Source organism: Paracidovorax sp. (assembly GCF_057642795.1).
Genome location: NZ_JBXYZY010000019.1, coordinates 1 through 21061, shown reverse-complemented (window position 1 = coordinate 21061; position 21061 = coordinate 1). Strand labels below are relative to the sequence as shown.

The 21061-nt window shown below is 65.7% G+C and carries 15 protein-coding genes and 1 pseudogene; 7 read left to right on the top strand and 9 right to left on the bottom strand.

Translation table 11 applies throughout. The features are described 5' to 3' along the window. Positions 1 to 172: 172 nt before the first annotated feature. From AC3A84_RS06830 to AC3A84_RS06820, 3 genes are all read left to right on the top strand, one after another. The gene (locus AC3A84_RS06830) at positions 173 to 1777 is read left to right on the top strand and encodes a methyl-accepting chemotaxis protein (protein ID WP_487968849.1); all 1605 of its coding nucleotides are present in this window, start codon (positions 173 to 175) and stop codon (positions 1775 to 1777) included. 205 nt (positions 1778 to 1982) lie between these two features. Further along, positions 1983 to 3668, top strand: coding sequence for a DUF1800 domain-containing protein (locus AC3A84_RS06825; protein WP_487968848.1), 1686 nt, complete (start codon positions 1983 to 1985; stop codon positions 3666 to 3668). 17 nt (positions 3669 to 3685) lie between these two features. Further along, entirely contained in the window at positions 3686 to 4957 is a 1272-nt protein-coding gene (locus AC3A84_RS06820) for a DUF1501 domain-containing protein (protein ID WP_487968847.1), read from the top strand. A 45-nt stretch (positions 4958 to 5002) separates the two neighbouring features. Here the strand turns inward: AC3A84_RS06820 and AC3A84_RS06815 are convergent, their stop codons facing one another. Beyond that, the gene (locus tag AC3A84_RS06815) at positions 5003 to 5974 is read right to left on the bottom strand and encodes a DHH family phosphoesterase (protein WP_487968846.1); all 972 of its coding nucleotides are present in this window, start codon (positions 5972 to 5974) and stop codon (positions 5003 to 5005) included. 298 nt (positions 5975 to 6272) lie between these two features. Here AC3A84_RS06815 and AC3A84_RS06810 point away from each other — a divergent pair. Next, positions 6273 to 7703: pseudogene (locus AC3A84_RS06810) on the top strand (putative bifunctional diguanylate cyclase/phosphodiesterase); the annotation flags it as partial. 112 nt (positions 7704 to 7815) lie between these two features. Here AC3A84_RS06810 and glmM read toward each other — a convergent pair. The 4 genes from glmM to AC3A84_RS06790 form a co-directional block, all read right to left on the bottom strand. After that, entirely contained in the window at positions 7816 to 9150 is a 1335-nt protein-coding gene (glmM, locus tag AC3A84_RS06805; protein ID WP_487968845.1) for a phosphoglucosamine mutase, read from the bottom strand. 64 nt (positions 9151 to 9214) lie between these two features. Then, positions 9215 to 10072 (bottom strand): dihydropteroate synthase, encoded by an 858-nt coding sequence (gene folP / locus AC3A84_RS06800; protein ID WP_487968844.1) that lies wholly within the window; start codon positions 10070 to 10072, stop codon positions 9215 to 9217. A 148-nt stretch (positions 10073 to 10220) separates the two neighbouring features. After that, positions 10221 to 12140 (bottom strand): ATP-dependent zinc metalloprotease FtsH, encoded by a 1920-nt coding sequence (gene ftsH / locus AC3A84_RS06795; protein WP_487968843.1) that lies wholly within the window; start codon positions 12138 to 12140, stop codon positions 10221 to 10223. A gap of 167 nt (positions 12141 to 12307) precedes the next feature. Beyond that, the gene (locus AC3A84_RS06790; protein ID WP_487968842.1) at positions 12308 to 12964 is read right to left on the bottom strand and encodes an RlmE family RNA methyltransferase; all 657 of its coding nucleotides are present in this window, start codon (positions 12962 to 12964) and stop codon (positions 12308 to 12310) included. 78 nt (positions 12965 to 13042) lie between these two features. Between AC3A84_RS06790 and AC3A84_RS06785 the strand changes: the two genes are divergently transcribed. Both AC3A84_RS06785 and AC3A84_RS06780 read left to right on the top strand, forming a co-directional pair. Continuing rightward, the gene (locus tag AC3A84_RS06785) at positions 13043 to 13516 is read left to right on the top strand and encodes a YhbY family RNA-binding protein (RefSeq protein ID WP_092938976.1); all 474 of its coding nucleotides are present in this window, start codon (positions 13043 to 13045) and stop codon (positions 13514 to 13516) included. Beyond that, positions 13516 to 14259 (top strand): glycosyltransferase, encoded by a 744-nt coding sequence (locus AC3A84_RS06780; protein WP_487968841.1) that lies wholly within the window; start codon positions 13516 to 13518, stop codon positions 14257 to 14259. The genes AC3A84_RS06785 and AC3A84_RS06780 overlap by 1 nt, the downstream gene beginning before the upstream one ends. 107 nt (positions 14260 to 14366) lie before the next feature. Here AC3A84_RS06780 and AC3A84_RS06775 read toward each other — a convergent pair whose 3' ends face one another. The 4 genes from AC3A84_RS06775 to carA all read right to left on the bottom strand — a co-directional run bounded on the left by AC3A84_RS06775 (position 14367) and on the right by carA (position 19919). Beyond that, entirely contained in the window at positions 14367 to 14774 is a 408-nt protein-coding gene (locus AC3A84_RS06775) for a DUF4149 domain-containing protein (protein WP_487968840.1), read from the bottom strand. A 20-nt stretch (positions 14775 to 14794) separates the two neighbouring features. Next, positions 14795 to 15271 (bottom strand): transcription elongation factor GreA, encoded by a 477-nt coding sequence (gene greA / locus AC3A84_RS06770; RefSeq protein ID WP_092938973.1) that lies wholly within the window; start codon positions 15269 to 15271, stop codon positions 14795 to 14797. Positions 15272 to 15496: 225 nt separating this feature from the next. Then, a complete protein-coding gene (gene carB, locus AC3A84_RS06765) occupies positions 15497 to 18742 on the bottom strand; it encodes a carbamoyl-phosphate synthase large subunit (protein WP_487968839.1) in 3246 nt (1081 codons plus the stop codon). Then, positions 18735 to 19919, bottom strand: coding sequence for a glutamine-hydrolyzing carbamoyl-phosphate synthase small subunit (gene carA / locus AC3A84_RS06760; RefSeq protein WP_487968838.1), 1185 nt, complete (start codon positions 19917 to 19919; stop codon positions 18735 to 18737). The genes carB and carA overlap by 8 nt, the downstream gene beginning before the upstream one ends. A 520-nt stretch (positions 19920 to 20439) precedes the next feature. On the opposite strand from carA, the gene AC3A84_RS06755 reads away from it, so the two are divergent. Next, complete coding sequence (locus tag AC3A84_RS06755; RefSeq protein ID WP_487968837.1) at positions 20440 to 21006, top strand: Arm DNA-binding domain-containing protein; 567 nt, start codon at positions 20440 to 20442, stop codon at positions 21004 to 21006. The last annotated feature ends 55 nt before the right edge of the window (positions 21007 to 21061 follow it).

Below are 21061 nucleotides of genomic sequence, written 5' to 3'. Positions count from 1 at the left end.
AGGCGCATTGGCACCACATCCGGCCACTCAGGGCCTCGGCTCTTGATGTTTATCAAACCCACCACCTACCCTCGTTTGACCCTAGCCTGTTACATTCTGAAATAGATCAAGATACCCGCATTCCCCGGGTATCAGCAGACATGAAAAAAAGAGGCTTTGCATGAAGAATGAAATGAAAGTGCGTACGCAGCTCATGGTGGCTTTCGGAACCATGGCGACACTGATCCTCTTCATGTCGGTGTTCGGCCTGGGCGCGCTGAACGACGCGACACAACGATTCCAGGACTATGTCCAAGGCATCACCGCGCGGACGGCCGTCGCGGCTCAGCTGCGCACCGCCATCGACGAGCGGGCCATCGCGGCCCGCAACATCGTGCTTGCCACCTCGCCCGCTGAGGTGCAGGCCGAGAAAGCGCGCGGCGAGCAGGCACACGCCGTGGTCCAGAAAAACATGGCCCGTCTCAAGCAGCTCATTGCCCAAGCGACAGATACCTCCGACACAGCTCGCACACTGATTGCCGAGATGGACCGGATCGAGACGATCTACGCGCCTGTCGCCCTGGGCATCATCGACCTGGCCTCAAGGGGTGAGCGCGATGCCGCCATCCTCAAGCTGAACAAGGAGTGCCGCCCCCTGCTGGACAAGATGGCCGCGACCACGAACGAATACACCCAGCTTTCCGCACGCAGGGCGGACGAGCTGACCGCGCTGGCCGCCCAACGGCTGCAGTTAGAACGCACCGCGCTGATCGCGGCCGCCGTGCTGGCCCTGATGATCGCCGTCGCCGCGGGCTTGGTCATCACGCGCCGGCTCACCAAGTCGCTGGGCGGCGAGCCGGCCGAGCTGCGCCAGATCGCTGAGCAAGTCGCGAGCGGCGACCTCTCGCCCATGCAGCGCCAGGGTGCCATCGCGGCCAGCAGCGTGATGGCGTCGCTCGCCCGCATGCATGCGACGCTAGCATCCATCGTGACCGATGTGCGCTTCGCGTCCGACTCGATCACCACCGGCTCTGGCGAAATCGCCGCCGGCAACGCCGACCTGAGCCGGCGCACCGAGCTGCAGGCCAGCGCGCTGGAAGAGACGGCTTCGGCCATGGAGCAGCTCGCCGCCACCGTGCGCCACAACGCCGACAATGCCCGCGCCGCCAGCCAGCTGGCGACCGGCGCCACCGCCGTGGCCAGCCGGGGCGGCGAGATCGTCGAGCAGGTGGTGAACACCATGCAGGAGATCAGCGCCAGCTCGCAGGAAATCACCGAGATCACCAGCGTGATCGACGGCATCGCTTTCCAGACCAACATCCTGGCGCTGAACGCGGCGGTAGAAGCCGCCCGTGCGGGCGAGCAGGGACGCGGCTTCGCAGTGGTGGCGGCCGAGGTACGAACGCTGGCGCAGCGCAGCGCCCAGGCAGCCAAGGAGATCCGGGCACTCATCACCGGCAGCGTGGCCAAGGTGGACCGCGGCGCGCGCCTCGTGTCCGAGGCGGGCACGACCATGACCGAGATCGTGACCGAGATCCGCCGCGTGAGCGAGATCGTCGGAGAGATCAGCGTGGCGAGCGAAGAGCAGAGCAACGGCGTGAGCCAGGTTGGCCAGGCGGTGACGCAGATGGACCAGGCCACGCAGCAGAACGCGGCGCTGGTCGAAGAGGGCGCGGCCGCTGCGGCCAGCCTGCGTGACCAGGCGCAGCGGCTCGACCAGTCCGTGTCGGTGTTTCGCATACCGGGCACCGCCGGCGGCGCAGGCGCGATGCAGCTCCAGCCTCTGGCCCTGCAGTGAGGCATGGCGGGTGCGCCGCCCGCAATCGCTCCTGAATCCATAGCATTCAGCCCTTGATGAACAAGGGTTGCAGCGCATTTACACAGGTGAAACACCGGGAACGCGGCGACACATCTGTGTCCGCTGGGTAAAACCCGGCAGCGCCCCTTGCAGGCGGCCTCGCTGCGGCGCACCATCGCGCCACAGCCACTCCGCCACCTGCACCATGCCGTCTTCCGCGAACGCCGCAGACCGTGCCGCAATCACCGGGGCCCACCCCGAAGCCCCCCCTTTGCACGACGCGCGCACGGCGCCGGCCCTGGGGCGCCGCCAGTGGCTGACCACCGCCGCTGCGGGACTGTACGGCGCGGCGGCGCTGCCGCTGGTGCCGCTGGCTTCGGTGCTGGCGCCGCTCCAGGCGCGTGCCGCCGCAGGACCATCGCCCGAAGCGGCCATGCCCATGGAGGCGGAACACGTCAGGCTGCTGGACCGGCTGACCTGGGGCGCCAACGCCACCGCGCTGGAACAACTGCAGCGCAGCGGCGTGCAAGCCGCCGTGGCCGCGCTGCTGCGCCCTGCGCCGCACGCTCCGCTGCCGCCCGAGGCGCAGGCGCAGATCGACGCCATGGACATCACCCTCACGCCCATGGAAAGCCTGGCCATCGACCTGCAGGCCCGCCAGCAGGCCATCAAGAACGAGCCCACCGAAGACGCGCGCAAGGCCGCGCAGGAGGCCTACCAGAAGGACATGCGAACGCTGCAGCGCCAGGCCGAGCGCCGCTTCGTGCTGCGCGCCGTCTATTCCCCCGCGCAGCTGCAGGAGAAGCTGACCTGGTTCTGGATGAACCACTTCAGCATCTTCGCGGGCAAGGCCGACATCCGCGCCATGGTGGCCGACTACGAGGACCGCGCCATTCGCCCGCATGCGCTGGGGCGCTTCCGCGACCTGCTGGGCGCCACCGTGCGCCACCCGGCCATGCTGCGCTACCTGGACAACGCGCAGAACGCTGCCGGCCGCATCAACGAGAACTACGCCCGCGAGCTGATGGAGCTGCACACGCTGGGCGTGGACGGCGGCTACAGCCAGCACGACGTGCAGGAAATGGCGCGCGTGCTCACCGGCCACGGCGTGTCGCTGCGCCCGCTGAACGAGACGCCCCCGAAGCTCAAGCCCGAATGGGCACGCCTCTACGTGCGCGACGGGCTCTACGAGTTCAACCCCCAGCGCCACGACTGGAACCCCAAGGAACTGCTGGGCCAGCCGCTGCAGGGCCAAGGCATGGCCGAGCTGGACGAGGCGCTGGACCGCCTGGCCCGCGCCCCGGCCACGGCCCGCTTCGTCACGCGCAAGCTGGCCGCCTACTGGGTGGGCGATGCGCCGCCGCCCGCGCTGCTGCAGGCGCTGGCCGAGCGCTTCCGACAGACCGACGGCCACATCGGCGCGGTGCTGCAGACGCTGATCGCCAGCGACAGCTTCCAGGCCTCGCTGGGCAAGCGCCTGCGCGACCCCGTGCAATACGTGATGGCCGGCCTGCGGCTGGGCTATTCGGACCGCGTGCTCGCCAACCCCGACCTGGCCCTGGGCTGGCTGCAGCGCCTCGCCGAGCCGCTCTACGGCCGCGCCACGCCCGACGGCTACCCGCTCGATGCCGCGGCCTGGACCAGTTCCGGGCAGATGGCCGTGCGCTTCGAGGTGGCACGCGGCCTGGGCGGCGCCGGCACCAACGCGCTCTACCGCGCCGAGGGTGCACCGCCGCCGAAGATGCCACCGCCCGCCATCGCCCAGAGCGCAGCCTTCCACGCCCTGGAGCCGCTACTGGCCCCGGCCACCCGCGTGGCCCTGGCCCGCGCCACATCGCCGGCGGAATGGAACACCTTCCTGATGTCGGCGCCCGAATTCATGTACGCCTGAGCCCGGAAAGGTTCGCCATGCCCTCCGCCCCCCTCTTCCCACACCAATCCATAACCACCGGGCACGGCCCCAGCCGCCGGCAGTGCCTGCAGGCGCTGGCCGCCCTGGCCGCGCCCGGCATGGCGATGAAGGCCAGCCTGGCCGCCACGCCGCGCGGCGCGACCGATGCGCGCTTCCTGCTCGTTTTCCTGCGCGGCGGCTACGACTGCGCCAGCCTGCTGGTGCCCGTCGCCAGCGACTACTACTACGAGACCCGGCCCAACATCGCCATCGGCCGCCCGGGCACGGCAGGCGGCGCGCTGCCGCTGACCGCCGACTGGGGCCTGCACCCGGCGCTGGCGGGCTCGCTGCGGCCGCTCTACGACAAGCGGCAGGTGGCCTTCGTGCCGTTCTCGGGCACCGAAGACCTGACGCGCAGCCACTTCGATACGCAAGACAGCATCGAGCTGGGCCAGCCCGTCGCCGCACGGCGCGACTACCGCTCGGGCTTTCTGAACCGGCTGGCGCTGGAGCTGGGCGCGCAGCCGCAATGGCAGGGCCACCTGGCGCCCATGGCCTTCACCGACACCCTGCCCCTGGTGCTGCGCGGCGGCTACGACGTGCCCAACACCGCGCTGGCGGCGGCCGGCGTGGGCAAGCCGGGCATCGACGACCGGCAGGCCGGGCTGATCGCCTCGATGTACCAAGGCTCGCCGCTGGCCGGCCCGGTGGCCGAAGGCTTCCAGACGCGGGACGAGGTGGCGCGCACCATGCAGGGCGAGATGGACGCCGCCAGCCGCAACGCGCTGAGCACCCGGGGCTTCGAGGGCACTGCGCGGCGCATGGCGCGCCTCATGCAGTCGCGCTACGACCTGGGCTTCGTCGATGTGGGCGGCTGGGACACGCACGTGGGCCAGGGCAACGCCACGGGCGCGCTGGCCAACCGATTCGAGGAACTGGGCCGGGGCCTGGCTGCCTTCGCCGACGAGATGGGACCGGCCTGGGACCGCACCACGGTGGTCGTCATCAGCGAATTCGGCCGCACCTTCCGCGAGAACGGCAACCGCGGCACCGACCACGGCCACGGCAGCGTGATGTGGGTGCTGGGCGGCGGCATCGCCGGGGGCCGCATCGCGGGCGAGCAGCAGGCGCTCACCGCCACCACGCTGTTCCAGAACCGCGACTACCCCGTGCTGAACGACTACCGCAGCGTGCTGGGCGGCGTGTTCGCCCGCATGTACGGCCTGCGCCCCGCCGCGCTGGCGCGGGTGTTTCCGCAGGCCAGGCCGCTCGATCTGCGGCTGGCCTAGCCTGCCGGTGCGCTGCAGCGGCACGGCCACCGCAGCAGCAGCGCATCAGGCCTTGAACTGCCCGCTCAGCAGCTCGGGCAGGCGATCGGCCCCCATGCGGAAGCCGCAGGCCTGGGCATGCCCGCCGCCGCCCATGGACACGGCCAGCACCGAGCAGTCGTAGCCGCGCTGCGAGCGCAGCCCCACCTTGACCTTGCCGTCCTTGCCCACCGTCCACATCAGCGCGAAGGTGCCGCTCTGGGCGGACAGCAATTCGCCCACCAGGCTGTGGAAAGCGCCGGGCGCATTCACCATCAGGCCCGCTTCGCCGTTGAAGACCAGCGGCTGGGCGCCGCCCGCCACGTCCTGTGCGAGATTGCGGAATTTCTCGTCCATCGCCTGGCCCCGCGCGACGAAGGCAGCGGTCTCATCCGGCGTGAATGCGGCCATTTGCTGCCAGCGGGCGAAGTCGAAGGGCTCCATGTCCAGCGCGGCGACGTAGCCGGCCGTCTCGGGGTACTTCCAGGCCCAGAGGTCGCGGTCCTCGATGAAGCGCACCAGATCGGGCAAGGGCGCTTCGGGGTGGAAGAAGTCCCAGGCCAGGCGGGCGCCCGAGCGCGTCATGTCGAAATGCACCACGCCGCAGCGGCAGGCGAAGCCCGTCAGCTGCTCAGCCGCGCTCTTGTGGTGGTCCAGCAGCACCAGCTTGGCGGCCTGCTGGTCGATGGCGCCCAGCAGATCGGGCGCGAAGGCGAAGTCGAGGATATAGACGGCGCGGCCCTGCACCGGCGGCAGGTCCTCCAGCGTCGTGGCCTGCCCGTGCGAGAGGCCGACGCATTCGACGGCACCGCCGTAGTAGTTCCACGCGGCCAGCGCTGCGCCAAAGCCATCGGCACAGCGACCGTGGTAGAGCACCAGGGGCGCAGGATCGTTATGGTCGGGCGCCACCAGCAGCTGCCTCGGCAGCAGCGTGGCTCGCGGCGACGACAGCGAAGCGAATGCGGGTGGGGATGCGGGTGGGGTTGCGGTAATGCTCATGCCCGGGATTGTCGGGCAGCGCAGCCCCGTGCGGCGCCTGCCCCGCTACACGCTCTGCGCGTTCGGCCCCTCGGAGAGTGCAGGACTACAATTTGGCGCAGACACGGCCATCCCCGCCTTCCACCACTCACTCCAGCTTCCAATGCCCTTCCATACCGCGCAATCGCTGCCCAGGGAATCATCTGAAGCAGCGCCCGGTGGAACGCCCGCGCGGCAGCCTCTGATGGCCGTAATCGAGCCGCCTCCATCGCCCGCCGAGCGGCCTGATACCGGGCAAGACCCTGAAGAAGACCAGGAGCGCATTGAGGAACTACGCGCCACCGTGGCGGACCTGCGCAAAGAAATCCAGAGCCGCAAGCTCGATCAGGAACGCATCTATTGGCTGGCGCACTATGACGCGCTGACGGGCCTGCCCAACCGCATGCTGATGGCCGAGCGCAGTCAGCAAGCGATCCGCCTGGCCCAGCAGAATGGTACCCCGCTGGCCGTGATGTTCATCGACCTGGACCATTTCAAGCACGTCAACGATTCGCTCGGCCACCGGGTGGGAGATGACCTGCTGGTGGAAATCGCCAAGCGCCTGCGCGCCATCGTGCGAGACCGGGATACCGTCGCCCGCCTGGGCGGCGACGAATTCCTGCTACTGCTGCAGGGCGCCAATGCCCAGGGCGCCGCGCGCGTGGCCAGCAAGCTGCAGGAGGCGGGCCGGCAACCCTATCAGATCGGCCACCACGAGCTGACGATGGCGCCATCGATGGGGATCGCTCTCTTCCCGCAGGACGGCGAGGACTTCGACACGCTGACGCAGGCGGCCGACACCGCGATGTACCGCGCCAAGGCCGACGGACGCAACACCTACCGTTTCTTCACGCCCGAGATGCATGCGCAGTCGATGCGCGCGCTGCGCCTCGAAAACGCCCTGCGCCGTGCGCTGGAGCGCAACCAGCTGGAGCTGCACTACCAGCCGCAGGTGACCATCGAGGACGGCACCATCCGCAGCGTGGAGGCCTTGCTGCGCTGGAACCACCCGGACCTGGGTGCCGTATCGCCGGCTGAGTTCATCCCTATCGCCGAAGACACCGGCCAGATCCTGCAGATCGGCGAATGGGTGCTGCGCACGGCCCTGGCCCAGTTGCGAGCCTGGCAAATGCAGGGACTGACTGACCTGACAGTGGCGGTGAACCTGTCGGCCGTACAGTTCCGCCAGCCGCAACTGCCCGAACTGGTGGGCCGCATCCTGGACGAAGCCATCATGCCGGCAAGCCAGCTGGAGCTGGAGTTGACCGAAGGCGTCGCCGTGAATGACCCGCGCTCGGCCATCGTCACCATGGACCAGCTACACGCGCGCGGGGTACGCCTGTCGATGGACGACTTCGGCACCGGCTATTCGTCGCTGAGCCACCTCAAGCGGTTCCAGATCTACAAGTTGAAAATCGACCAGTCCTTCGTGCGCGACCTGGGGCACGACCCGAACGACCGCGCTATCGTGAGCGCGATCATCCGCATGGCCCAGGCCCTGGGCATGCGCACCACCGCCGAAGGCGTCGAGACCGCAGAACAGCTGGCCTATCTGCGCGAACAGGGCTGCGACGAGGCCCAGGGCTACTTCCTGAGCCGCCCCATGCCGGCCGAGCAGATCACGGCCTTGATACGCGAAAGGCTGCAGCCGCTGCAAGAAGCAGATGCGAATGCAGATGCCGAATGGCAGCGGACATTCCCTGCAGGCTGAAGGACCATCGGCGGCACAACCGCTGTGCACGGAATACGACAGAGGCCGCAGCCCGTGCCAAGCTCTAGGAGGGCCAGCGCCTATACAGGCCAGCGCCGGCGCCGACCGTCCTTCAACCGGCCCTGATCGTATCCGCCAGATATTGCGCGCAACGGTTGGCCACTTCCTCATTCGCCGCCTCAACCATCACCCGAACCAGGGGCTCCGTTCCGCTCGCCCGAATCAGTACGCGGCCCGCATCCCCGAGTTCTGACTCGATCGCCTTCACGCCATCGGCCAACCTGGGGTTGTTCTTCCAGTCCTGGCCCGGGACCAGCCGCACGTTGATCAACACCTGGGGGAAGAGGGTCACCTGGGCCAGCAGGTCCGACAGCGTGCGACCGCTGCGCACGCAGGCTTCGAGCACCTGCAGCGCACTCACCAGCCCGTCACCGGTGGTCTGACGATCCAGGGCCAGCAGGTGGCCCGAGCCCTCTCCGCCCAACAGCCAGCCGTTGCGCGCCAGTTCTTCCAGCACGTAGCGGTCCCCGACTTGGGCGCGCACGAACTGGATTCCGCGCGCACGCAAGGCCACCTCGATAGCCATGTTGGTCATCAAGGTGCCGACGACGCCGGGAACACTCTGATTGCGGTCGAGTCGGTCGATGGCCATTAGGTAGAGCAGTTCATCGCCGTTGTAGAGGCGACCCTGGCCATCCACGACCTGCAGGCGGTCCGCATCGCCGTCCAGCGCGATGCCGTAGTGCGCGTGGTTGGCTCGCACGGCGCGCACCAGCGCCTCGGGATGGGTGGCGCCCACTTCGTGGTTGATGTTCAGCCCGTCGGGCGAGCAACCGATCGCCAGCACCTCGGCGCCCAACTCATGGAACACCTTGGGCGCGATATGGTAGGCCGCGCCATGCGCCGCATCCACCGCGATGGTCAGCCCGCGCAAGGTGAGATTCTGCGCAAACGTGCTCTTGCAGAATTCGATGTAACGGCCCGCAGCGTCATCCAGCCGGCGCGTCTTTCCCAGCGAGGCCGAATCCGCCCACACGGGCTCCTGCTGCAGCGCATCCTCCACCGACTGCTCCCAGGCGTCCGGGAACTTGGCACCCGAGGCATTGAAGAACTTGATGCCGTTGTCGGGATAGGCATTGTGGCTGGCACTGATGACCACCCCCAGGCTCGCACGCTGCGTTCGAGTGAGATAGGCCACGCCCGGAGTGGGCAAGGGCCCCAGCAGTACAACGTCGACACCCGCCGAATTGAAACCCGATTCGAGAGCGCTTTCGAGCATGTAGCCCGAAATGCGCGTGTCCTTGCCGATCAGCACCGTGGGGCGGGCCTCCGTCCGCCGGAGCACGCGGCCGACCGCATGGGCCAGCCGCAGCACGAAGTCGGGCGTGATGGGCTCTTGGCCCACTGTGCCGCGAATGCCGTCGGTGCCGAAATACTTCCTCTTCATAGCCGTCTTTCTCACACGAAGATATTGTTTTTATGCAGGAATCATCTCGGACGCCCAGGGCCCTTCAAGCTGCCTGGCGGGCTGCCTGCCAGACCTTGATGGCCGCTACGGTATCACGCACATCGTGCACGCGCACGATGCTCGCCCCCCGCTCCAGGGACAGCAGCGCCGCCGCCACGCTCGCCCCCAGACGCTCGTTCACCGGCAATCCGGTCACCGCCCCCAATGAGGACTTACGCGACCAGCCCGCAAGCCAGGGATAAGGTGCTGCGAGCAATTCCTGCTGGCGCGCCAGCAATCCGAAATTCTGCTCTACGGTCTTGCCGAAGCCAATGCCCGCATCCAACACGATGCGGGCCTCATCGACTCCGAGGGCTCGTATCTGCTGCGCGGTGCGCTCTAGAAAAGAGAGCACCTCGGGTACGACATCATCGCCCTGCATGGGTGTCTGCTGCATGGTCTGGGGATCACGGTGCATGTGCATCAGGCACACCCCGCAGGAAGGGTGGGCGGCCACGATCTGGGCTGCGCCCGGCTGCCGCAGCGCCCAGATGTCGTTCACGATGTCGGCGCCCAGATCGAGCACTGCCTGCATGACCTGGGGCTTATAGGTATCGACGGAGACCGGCACGCCGAGCCCCACGGCCTCCCGCACCACGGGCAGCACGCGGGCGAGTTCTTCATCCAGCGACACCGCAGGGCTGCCCGGGCGGGTGGACTCGCCCCCGATATCGAGGATGTCCGCCCCCTCGGCCAGCAGCTGCTCGCAGTGGGCCAGAGCGCTGACCGTCTGGCCCCGGTGCCGCCCGCCATCGGAGAAGGAATCTGGCGTCACGTTGACGATGCCCATCACACGCGGGCGCGAGAGATCGAGATCGAACCGCGCCGTGCGCCAGAAGGAAGAGACTGGTGAAGAGGCCATCGTTGCGTCGAACTCAGAACGGGAGTGGAAGGGCACCCCGCCGGGGCCTGGATGAAGGAGAAAGCCCGCAGCAGTCGGAGGCAAGGTTGCCCGGAAAAAGACAACGGGGCCGAAGCCCCGTGTGGTCGATGAACGTCCCCAACGCCGCTCAGGCAGCCGTCGGAGCCGGATCGGTCGTAACCGCAGGTGTGCCCCCGCCTGGTTTGTCCCCGCCGGAAGACGGTGTGCGCGGTGTCCAGTCCTTGGGTGGGCGAGGTGGGCGGCCGGCCATGATGTCGTCGAGTTGCTCGCTGTCGATGGTTTCCCACTCCAGCATCGCCTTGGCCATGGCGTGCATCTTGTCCTGGTTCTCTTCGATCAGGCGGCGAGCCAGGGCGTACTGCTCGTCGATGATGCGACGCACCTCGCTGTCCACCTTTTCCATGGTCTGCTCGCTCATGTTGGTAGTCTTCGTGACCGAGCGGCCCAGGAAGACTTCACCTTCGTTCTCCGCGTAGACCATCGGCCCCAGGGCTTCAGTCATGCCGTAGCGCGTCACCATGTCGCGGGCGATGGAGGTAGCGCGCTCGAAGTCGTTGCTGGCGCCGGTCGTCATCTGGTTCATGAAGACCTCTTCCGCGATACGGCCACCGAACAGCATGCTGATCTGGTTGAGCATGTACTCGCGGTCGTAGCTGTAGCGGTCTTTCTCGGGCAGGCTCATCGTCACGCCCAGAGCTCGGCCGCGCGGGATGATCGTCACCTTGTGGACAGGGTCGCACTTGGGCAGCAGCTTGCCGATGAGCGCGTGGCCTGCCTCGTGATAGGCCGTGTTGCGGCGCTCTTCCTCGGGCATCACCATGCTCTTGCGCTCAGGGCCCATGATGATCTTGTCCTTGGCCTTCTCGAAGTCCTGCATCTCCACGGTACGCGCACTGCGGCGCGCGGCCATCAGGGCGGCTTCATTGCAGAGATTGGCAAGGTCGGCGCCGGACATGCCGGGCGTGCCGCGGGCGATGATGCTCGGGTTCACGTCCTGCCCCACCGGAATCTTGCGCATGTGAACATTCAGGATCTGCTCGCGGCCACGGATGTCGGGCAGCGTCACATAGACCTGCCGGTCGAAACGGCCGGGGCGCAGCAGTGCAGCGTCCAGGATGTCGGGCCGATTGGTGGCAGCCACCACGATCACGCCCAGGTTGGTTTCGAAACCGTCCATCTCGACCAGCATCTGGTTCAGGGTCTGTTCGCGCTCGTCGTTGCCGCCGCCCAGGCCTGCGCCGCGCTGGCGACCGACTGCATCAATTTCATCCACGAAGATGATGCAGGGCGCATTTTTCTTCGCGTTCTCGAACATATCGCGAACACGTGCTGCGCCCACGCCAACGAACATTTCGACGAAGTCGGAGCCGGAGATACTGAAGAAAGGCACCTTGGCTTCGCCCGCGATGGACTTGGCCAGCAGCGTTTTGCCGGTGCCAGGAGGGCCCACCAGCAACAGGCCGCGCGGGATGCGCCCGCCCAGCTTCTGGAACTTTTGCGGATCCTTCAGGAAGTCCACGACTTCCTTCACTTCTTCCTTGGCTTCGTCGCAGCCGGCCACATCGGCGAAGGTGACCTGATTGCTGTTCTCGTCGAGCATCCGAGCCTTGCTCTTGCCGAAGCTGAAGGCACCGCCCTTGCCACCGCCCTGCATCTGGCGCATGAAGTACACCCACACGCCGATCAGCAGCAGCATCGGGCCCCAGCTGACCAGCAGAGTCATCAGCAGCGAACCTTCCTCGCGTGGCTTGACGTCAAACTTGACGTTGTTGTTGATCAGATCGCCGACCAGGCCACGGTCGAGATAAGTGGCCGTCGTGCGGATCTTGCGGTCATCGTTGGTGGTGGCGACGATCTCGGTACCACCCTGCCCCTCCTGGATGGTGGCGCTCTTGATACGGTTGCTGCGCACCTCGTCCAGAAACTCGGAATAGCCCACCGTTCCTGCGCCCGCGCCGGTGCGGGTGTCAAATTGTTTGAACACCGTAAACAGCACCATGGCGATGACGAGCCACACTGCGATTTTCGAAAACCACTGATTGTTCAAGCGGAACTCCAGATTGAGAAGGGTTGGATGGCCGTGACCTTGTCATGAACCATCTCGACGCATTTGCGGCACATTTTAGGCGTTTCAAGCCACGGCCTATACCCGCCCTACCTTGACAAGGGCTATGACGCCTATAGCGTGCCCCTTGGCGAAGGCCGGGGCCTACATCATTTCAAGCCGATGCCCACCAGAAAAGTCTCTGCGGATCGGTCGCGCGACGCCTTGGGCTTGAACGGCTTGACGGTCTTGAAATGCTGCTTGAACAGTTGTACCAACTCAGCATAACCGCTGCCGTGGAAGAGTTTGACCACGAGCGTGCCGTCGGGCTTCAGGTGGGCACGGGCGAAGTCCACCGCCAGTTCGATGAGGTGCGATATGCGCGCTGCATCTGCCGATGCAATGCCCGACAGGTTGGGGGCCATATCGGACACCACCACATCGACCGCACGCCCCTGGACGGCCTCCTGCAGCTGCACGAGCACGGATTCCTCGCGGAAGTCGCCCTGCAGGAAAGTCACGCCTTCGATGGGCTCCATGGGCAGGATGTCCAGGGAGATGATCGTGCCGTTCAAGGTGCCCGCTGCGGCGCCCTCCGGCGACAGCCGGCGCCTCACGTATTGGCTCCATGCCCCCGGCGCCGATCCGAGGTCGACCACGATGCTCCCCGGGCGGATCAGGCTCAGTTGTTCGTCGATTTCCTTGAGCTTGTATGCTGCACGCGCGCGGTAGCCGTCCTTCTGTGCCTGTTTGACGTAGGGGTCGTTGACATGGTCGTGCAGCCACGCCTTGTTGACCTTCTTGGGTTTGTTGTTGCTGGCTTTCATCTGTTTTCCGCTGAGTGCAATCGCCTACCGGGAAAGCCGCTTGCCGGCCCGATCCCGGCGCATTGAGATAATACGTCCATGCCCCTTATTCAATTGACTCCCGCCGAGCGCCGGGAACACCGCGCCGAAGCCCACCACCTGGACCCCGTCGTCCTGATCGGCGGAGACGGCCTGACGCCCGCCGTGCAAAAAGAGATCAACGCTGCGCTCAACGCGCACGGTCTCATCAAGGTGCGCGTCTTCAACGACGACCGCGTCGCGCGCGAGCAGATCTATCAGCAACTGGCCAACGACCTGAACGCCGCGCCGATCCAGCACATCGGCAAGCTGCTGGTGCTGTGGCGCCCCATTCCTCCGAAGGAAAAGACCGTCGACGAAGACCGCATGCCCGGCCCGCGCGACGTGAAGGTGCTGAAGTTCAGCAAACGCGGCGGCCAGCGCCCCGAGGTCAAGCAGCTGCGCGTGCTGGGCAACCAGCGCCTCACCTCCGGCGGCCAGATCAAGCGGGCCAAGCCCAAGCAGAAGTCCGTCAAGAAGCGGCAGGCTGACTGATGCCTGGCGCTACGGCGCCTGAGCGCCACGTCATCTGTATGAAGTGGGGCAGGAAATACGGCCCCGAATACGTCAACCGGCTCTACGCCATGGTGCGCCGCCACCTGACGGGCGACTTCCAGTTCGTCTGCCTCACCGATGACGCCACAGGCATCCGGCCCGAGGTGCGGTGCCTGCCCATTCCGCCGCTCGACCTTCCGCCCGGCATCCCCGAGCGCGGCTGGACCAAGCTCGCCACCTTCAGCGCCGATATGCACGGCCTGCGCGGCACAGCCCTCTTTCTGGATGTGGACGTGGTCGTCACCGGCAGCCTGGACGGGTTCTTCACCCAGCCCGGCCGCTTCGTCATCATTCACGACTACAAGCGCCCGTGGCGCATCACCGGCAATTCGTCGGTGTACCGTTTCGAGCTGGGCGCCCACCCGGACGTGCTGGAGTACTTCCGCGGCCATGTTGAAGAGGTGCGCCAGCGCTTTCGTAACGAACAGGCCTATCTATCGGACTTCATGCATCGCCAGGGCCATCTTTCTTACTGGCCCAAAGCCTGGTGCCCGAGCTTCAAGTACCACAGCATTCCGCCTTGGCCGACCAATTACTGGAAACCGCCCGTGGTACCGGAAGATGCGCGCATCGTGATTTTTCACGGGGAATGCAATCCGCCCGACGCGCTGGCAGGCCGGCGCAACCGACGCTTTCGCCATATCGAGCCGGCCACCTGGGTGGCGGAGCATTGGCGGGAGTAATCCAGCGCGCCAATCGCACCAGCGGAGAAGGCATCCGTCTCAACGAGGAGGCGGAAGAGATGCAGCCGCCTTGCGCGCCGAGGGAGGCTGCAAGGCGGGACCGCGATTCAACGCCTGGCGGTGCGCCACAACACCGCTAGCGCGCACACCCACTGCAGGGCATACATCGCGGTGCCGACCGAGTGCCAGAGCTTGAGATTCTGCCGCGCGACGATGCGCGGCGCCACGCCGTACTGCGCGAGCAACGCCAACAGCAGCCCGCCGATGATGAAGACCATGGCAGCCTGCGCCCAGGCCTCCTGGGTTTCGGCATGCCTGCGCCGTGAGATGACCAGCAGCAGCACGCCGCAGGCCATGGAAATGAAGGTCTGCGCCTCAAAGAGGCGCGCGGCCATCGCGCCCGCTGCCGCGGGGCTGGGCAGATGCGCAAACAGCATCGGCACCACCATGAATCCGACCGCGGAGAGGCTCCCCCACCACAGTGCGGCAGCCAGAACGGGCAGGCGATCTCGCATGGCGTCGGGGCGGCGACCTGTCAGCGGTAGCTGACTGCCACGATCTCGTAGTGGCGTACGCCGCCCGGGGCCTGCACTTCGGCGGTATCGCCCTCGTCCTTGCCGATCAACGCACGAGCGATCGGACTGGACACGTTGATGAGCCCCAGCTTCAGGTCGGCCTCGTCCTCACCCACGATTTGGTAGGTGACGGTATCGCCACTGTCTTCGTCTTCCAACTCGACCGTGGCGCCGAACACCACTTTGCCGCCGGCATCGAGCTGGCTCGGATCAATGATCTGCGCAGCCGACAGCTTGCCTTCGACCTCCTGGATGCGGCCCTCGATGAAGCCCTGACGGTCCTTGGCGGCTTCATATTCGGCGTTTTCGCTCAGGTCGCCCTGTGCGCGCGCTTCGGCGATCGCATTGATCACAGCGGGACGCTCGACGGTTTTCAGGCGGTGCAGCTCTTCCTTCAGCTTCTCTGCTCCGCGCTTGGTAATCGGAATGGTGGCCATGGGTGAATCTCTCCGTTCAACTCTCGTGCCGCGCACTGGGCGCGATCCTTTTTCGGCATGCCGGCATCGCTGCTCAGGGGCGCTGCGATACCACCAAAAGCAAACCGCCGCGCGTTGCCGCGCGGCGGTTTCAGTTCGTTCGTGTGCAGATTATGCCGCCGTTTGCAGCAGCCATCCACACCGAAGGCCTGCCGCCGCCATGGGCAGCAGACAGACCCAGGGCTCTCAGGCCTTCAGCTGGGCGTGCAGTTCCTGCACCGAATACACCTCAAGGTTGTCGAGGTGCTTCATCCCTTCCACGGCTGCTTCCGCGCCGAAGATGGTGGTGAAGGTGGTCACGCGTGCCAGCAGCGAGCTGGTGCGGATCGCGCGCGAATCGGCAATGGCGTTGCGGCGCTCTTCCACCGTGTTGATGACCATGGCGATGTCGCCCATCTTGATCATGTCCACGATGTGCGGGCGGCCTTCGGTCACCTTGTTGACGACCGTCACCGGCACGCCGGCTTCGGCGATCGCCGCTGCCGTGCCCTTGGTGGCGACCAGCTCGAAGCCCATGGCGGCGAGATCGCGGGCAATCGACACGGCGCGGGCCTTGTCGCTGTTCTTCACCGTGAGGAACACCTTGCCGGAAGTCGGCAGGCGCGTGCCCGCACCCAGCTGGCTCTTCACGAAGGCTTCGCCGAAGGTCTTGCCCACGCCCATCACCTCGCCGGTGGACTTCATCTCCGGGCCGAGGATGGTGTCCACGCCAGGGAACTTGACGAAGGGGAACACGGCTTCCTTCACGCTGAAGTAAGGCGGCGTGACCTCTTCGGTGATGCCCTGCGATGCCAGGCTCTGGCCGGCCATGCAGCGCGCAGCTACCTTGGCCAGCTGGATGCCCGTGGCCTTGCTGACGAAGGGCACCGTGCGCGAGGCGCGCGGATTCACTTCCAGCACGTAGATGACGTCTTCGCCGTCCTTTTCCTGGATGGCGAACTGCACGTTCATCAGGCCCACCACGTTCAGGCCTTCGGCCATGGCCGCGGTCTGGCGCTTGAGCTCATCGACCGTGGCCTTGCTCAGGTAGTACGGCGGCAGCGAGCAGGCGGAGTCGCCCGAGTGCACGCCAGCCTGCTCGATGTGCTCCATCACGCCGCCGATGAACACCTTGCCTTCGGGGTCACGCAGGCAGTCCACGTCGCACTCGATGGCATCGTTCAGGAAGCGGTCCAGCAGCACGGGGGAATCGTTGCTGACCTTGACGGCCTCGCGCATGTAGCGCTCCAGGTCGCGCTGCTCATGCACGATCTCCATCGCGCGGCCGCCCAGCACATAGCTGGGGCGCACTACGAGCGGATAGCCCAGGGCGGCGGCCTTTTCCAGCGCTTCGGGCTCGGTGCGGGCCGTGGCGTTGGGCGGCTGGCGCAGGCCCAGTTCGTTGAGCAGCTTCTGGAAGCGCTCGCGGTCCTCGGCAGCGTCGATCATGTCGGGGCTGGTGCCGATGATCGGCACGCCTTCGGCTTCCAGGCCCAGGGCCAGCTTCAGCGGGGTCTGGCCGCCGTACTGCACGATCACGCCGACCGGCTTTTCCTTGTCCACGATCTCCAGCACGTCCTCCAGCGTCAGCGGCTCGAAGTAGAGGCGGTCGGAAGTGTCGTAGTCGGTCGAGACGGTCTCGGGATTGCAGTTGACCATGATGGTTTCATAGCCGTCCTCGCGCATGGCGAGCGCGGCATGCACGCAGCAGTAGTCGAACTCGATGCCCTGGCCGATGCGGTTCGGGCCACCGCCCAGCACCATGATCTTCTTCTTGTCCGACGGGTCAGCCTCGCACTCGTCCTCGTAGGTCGAATACATGTAGGCGGTATCGGTCGCGAATTCGGCGGCGCAGGTGTCCACGCGCTTGTAGACAGGGCGCACGTTCAGCGCGCGGCGCGCTTCGCGCACGGCCTTTTCCTGCGTCTTGAGCAGCTTGGCCAGGCGGCGGTCGGAAAAGCCCTTCTTCTTCAGGCTTCGCAGCGTGTCGGCATCCAGGCAGGCCAGTGCGCCGTCGCCGTGCTGCTCGGCCAGCTGATCGAGTTCGAGCTCGATCTTCACGATCTCTTCGATCTGCACCAGGAACCACTTGTCGATCTTGGTGAGGTCATAGACCTCATCGACCGACAGGCCCATGGCGAAGGCATCGCCCACGTACCAGATGCGCTCGGGGCCGGGCTCGCCCAGTTCCTTTTCGAGCAGTTCGCGGTCCTGGGTCTTCTCGTTCATGCCGTCCACGCCCACTTCCAGGCCGCGCAGGGCTTTCTGGAAGGATTCCTGGAAGGTCCGGCCCATGGCCATGACTTCGCCAACCGACTTCATCTGCGTGGTCAGGCGGCTGTCGGCCGTGGGGAATTTCTCGAACGCGAAACGCGGGATCTTGGTGACCACGTAGTCGATCGAGGGCTCAAACGAGGCCGGCGTCGCGCCGCCCGTGATGTCGTTGCGCAGCTCATCGAGCGTGTAGCCCACGGCCAGCTTGGCCGCCACCTTGGCGATCGGGAAACCCGTGGCCTTGGAGGCCAGGGCCGACGACCGCGACACGCGGGGATTCATCTCGATGACGACCATGCGGCCGTCCTTCGGATTGATCGAGAACTGCACGTTGGAGCCGCCCGTGTCCACGCCGATCTCGCGCAGCACGGCCAGCGAGGCATTGCGCAGGATCTGGTATTCCTTGTCGGACAGCGTCTGCGCCGGGGCCACGGTGATCGAGTCGCCAGTGTGCACGCCCATCGGGTCCAGGTTCTCGATGGAGCAGATGATGATGCAGTTGTCCGCCTTGTCGCGGACCACTTCCATCTCGTATTCCTTCCAGCCGAGCAGCGATTCTTCGATCAGCAGCTCGTTGGTGGGCGAGGCTTCCAGGCCGCGCTTGCAGATGGTCTCGAACTCTTCCGGGTTGTAGGCGATGCCGCCGCCCGTGCCGCCCAGCGTGAAGCTGGGGCGGATCACCGTGGGAAACCCGACATTCTTCTGCACGGCCCATGCCTCGTCCATCGAGTGGGCGATGCCGGAGCGCGCCGATCCCAGGCCGATGCGGGTCATCGCGTCCTTGAACTTCAGGCGGTCTTCGGCTTTGTCGATGGCTTCGGGCGTAGCGCCGATCAGCTCGACCTTGTACTTATGCAGCACCCCATTGCGCCACAGGTCCAGGGCGCAGTTCAGCGCAGTCTGGCCGCCCATGGTGGGCAGAATGGCATCGGGCCGCTCCTTGGCAATGATCTTCTCGACCGTCTGCCAGGTGATGGGTTCGATGTAGGTGACGTCGGCCGTGGCCGGGTCGGTCATGATCGTCGCAGGATTGCTGTTGATCAGGATGACCTTGTAGCCCTCTTCGCGCAGCGCCTTGCAGGCCTGCACGCCGGAGTAATCGAACTCGCAGGCCTGACCGATGATGATCGGGCCGGCGCCGATGATGAGGATGGATTTGAGGTCTGTACGCTTAGGCATTCTTGGTCTCCGCCTTGTGCTGTTCCATGAGTGCCGTGAAGCGGTCGAACAAATAGCCGATGTCGTGCGGGCCGGGCGAGGCCTCCGGGTGGCCCTGGAAGCAGAACGCGGGGCGGTCGGTGCGGGCCAGGCCCTGCAGCGTGCCGTCGAACAGGCTGATGTGCGTCGCGCGCAGGTTGGCGGGCAGCGTCTTCTCGTCCACTGCGAAGCCGTGGTTCTGGCTGGTGATGCTGACGCGGCCGTTGTCGAGATCCTTCACCGGATGGTTCGCGCCATGGTGGCCGAACTTCATCTTGAAGGTCTTGGCCCCCGATGCGAGCGCCAGGATCTGGTGCCCCAGGCAGATGCCGAAAGTGGGATAGCCGGCATCGACCAGTTCGCGCGTCGCGGCGATGGCGTAATCGCAAGGCTCTGGGTCGCCCGGGCCGTTGGAGAGGAACACGCCGTCAGGCTGAAGGCCCTTGATCTCCGCGGCGGGCGTCTTGGCCGGCACCACGGTGACCTTGCAGCCGCGCTCGGCCAGCATGCGCAGGATGTTCTTCTTCACGCCGTAGTCGAACGCGACCACGTGGAAACGGGGCTTGTCCTGCGTGCCGTAGCCCTCGCCCAGCTGCCATTCGGTCTGCGTCCAGTCATAGGACTGGGCCGCAGAGACCACCTGCGCCAAATCGAGGCCCGCCATGGGCGGCGCCTTCTTGGCCGCGGCCACGGCCTCGTCGATGCGTGCCTGGGAAACGGCTTCACCGACGGCCAGGCCCACGATGGCGCCATTTTGCGCGCCCTTGGTACGCAGCAGGCGGGTGAGCTTGCGGGTGTCGATGTTGGCAATCGCCACCGTCTTTTCGCGCACGAGGTACTGCGAGAGCGTCTCGGTGCTGCGGAAGTTGCTGGCAATGAGCGGCAGGTCTTTGATGATGAGCCCTGCGGCATGGACCTTGTCGGCCTCGATGTCCTCTGCGTTGACGCCGTAGCTGCCGATGTGCGGATACGTCAGCGTGACGATCTGCTGGCAATAGCTGGGGTCGGTGAGGATTTCCTGGTAGCCGGTGAGCGAGGTGTTGAACACCACTTCGCCGACGGTGGTGCCGGTGGCACCGATCGAGTTGCCGATAAAGACCGTGCCGTCTGCGAGCGCCAGGATGGCGGGCGGGAAAGATCCCTTGAGAGACAAAAGCACTGGGTTCTCCGGATGGTTACGGGTCGCCCGGGAGCCCACCGGAAGGTCACTTCCTGAGGACTGCTGCTTGTTGAGAAATTGCTTTGGGTGCGGCCGGGCGACTTTTTTGCGGGAAAGCCTCCAATTGTAGCCTGAGAGGCGAAGCCCACCAATTTGCCGGAGTCGAGACATCGGGGATTACCCCATACCCCACCACTGCCGGTCGCCTGCCGATCCGTGGCCACAAAAGAAAAAAGCCGCAGTCCAAAGACTGCGGCTTTTCTTAGTAATGGTCGGCGTGGCGGGATTCGAACTCGCTACCCCTTGCACCCCATGCAAGTAAGAGTCAATTCATGGCGTTCCAGCTTGATCCAAGAAAAAAGGAAAAAACATTTAAAAACAATAACATATATGAATTCCTTGAGTTCTGCAGTCCAGGTGGTTCCAACAAAGTACACTGAAAGCCAGACGAAACGGTTCCTGCAACGGTTCCTGCAACGGTTCCTGCAACGGTTCCTGCAACGATAAGGCTTAGGCGGACATGGCACTCACGATTCTTGAACTCAAGTCACTCAAGCCGACCGACAAGGGGCGCATCTTGTCCGATGGCAATAGCGTGTGGGGCAAGGTCTATGCTTCAGCTGCTGGCGTGGTGACGGTGCAATTCAACTTGACCTACAAGTTCCAAGGCAGCAAGCGCACGGTCCGGCTGGGGACGTGGCCCGAGGCGGCGATCACCGACATTCGGGCAGAGCGTGATCGAATTAAGGCTGCTACCGCAGCGGGTAAGGGCACTGACCCCGTGGCGATGCGGCGCAAGCAAGCCGATGAGGCTTTGGCGCAGCGGGAGCTTGAGCGCCAGCGCGCACAGGCTACACACGAGGCCGAACTGGTCAAGATCGAAGCCGACAAGCAAGAGGCGCTGTTGCAGCAACGCCAGCGGCTGCAAGACCTGGCCGCGATGCAGTCCCGCCTGACGATCAAAGAGTTGTTCGAGCAATGGCAGCGGTTGCAACTGGTGCAGCGTGCTGACCGTGGCGCGGAGGTTGAACGGTCTTTCAAAGCCGACGTGTTCCCTTTGATCGGTGAATCGCCCCGGATTCCCTAGACACTTTTGAGCCGTTGGGAATGGCGTCTCTCGAACTCCGCCGGCGAAGTATCAC

Coding starts and splice junctions, on each gene's coding strand:
- glmM (WP_487968845.1), bottom strand. CDS start 9,150: ATGAAGAGGAAGTATTTCGGCACCGACGGCATTCGCGGCACAGTGGGC.
- AC3A84_RS06755 (WP_487968837.1), top strand. CDS start 20,440: ATGGCACTCACGATTCTTGAACTCAAGTCACTCAAGCCGACCGACAAG.
- AC3A84_RS06830 (WP_487968849.1), top strand. CDS start 173: ATGAAAGTGCGTACGCAGCTCATGGTGGCTTTCGGAACCATGGCGACA.
- AC3A84_RS06780 (WP_487968841.1), top strand. CDS start 13,516: ATGCCTGGCGCTACGGCGCCTGAGCGCCACGTCATCTGTATGAAGTGG.
- greA (WP_092938973.1), bottom strand. CDS start 15,271: ATGGCCACCATTCCGATTACCAAGCGCGGAGCAGAGAAGCTGAAGGAA.
- carB (WP_487968839.1), bottom strand. CDS start 18,742: ATGCCTAAGCGTACAGACCTCAAATCCATCCTCATCATCGGCGCCGGC.
- AC3A84_RS06775 (WP_487968840.1), bottom strand. CDS start 14,774: ATGCGAGATCGCCTGCCCGTTCTGGCTGCCGCACTGTGGTGGGGGAGC.
- AC3A84_RS06825 (WP_487968848.1), top strand. CDS start 1,983: ATGCCGTCTTCCGCGAACGCCGCAGACCGTGCCGCAATCACCGGGGCC.
- AC3A84_RS06785 (WP_092938976.1), top strand. CDS start 13,043: ATGCCCCTTATTCAATTGACTCCCGCCGAGCGCCGGGAACACCGCGCC.
- AC3A84_RS06790 (WP_487968842.1), bottom strand. CDS start 12,964: ATGAAAGCCAGCAACAACAAACCCAAGAAGGTCAACAAGGCGTGGCTG.
- AC3A84_RS06815 (WP_487968846.1), bottom strand. CDS start 5,974: ATGAGCATTACCGCAACCCCACCCGCATCCCCACCCGCATTCGCTTCG.
- folP (WP_487968844.1), bottom strand. CDS start 10,072: ATGGCCTCTTCACCAGTCTCTTCCTTCTGGCGCACGGCGCGGTTCGAT.
- AC3A84_RS06820 (WP_487968847.1), top strand. CDS start 3,686: ATGCCCTCCGCCCCCCTCTTCCCACACCAATCCATAACCACCGGGCAC.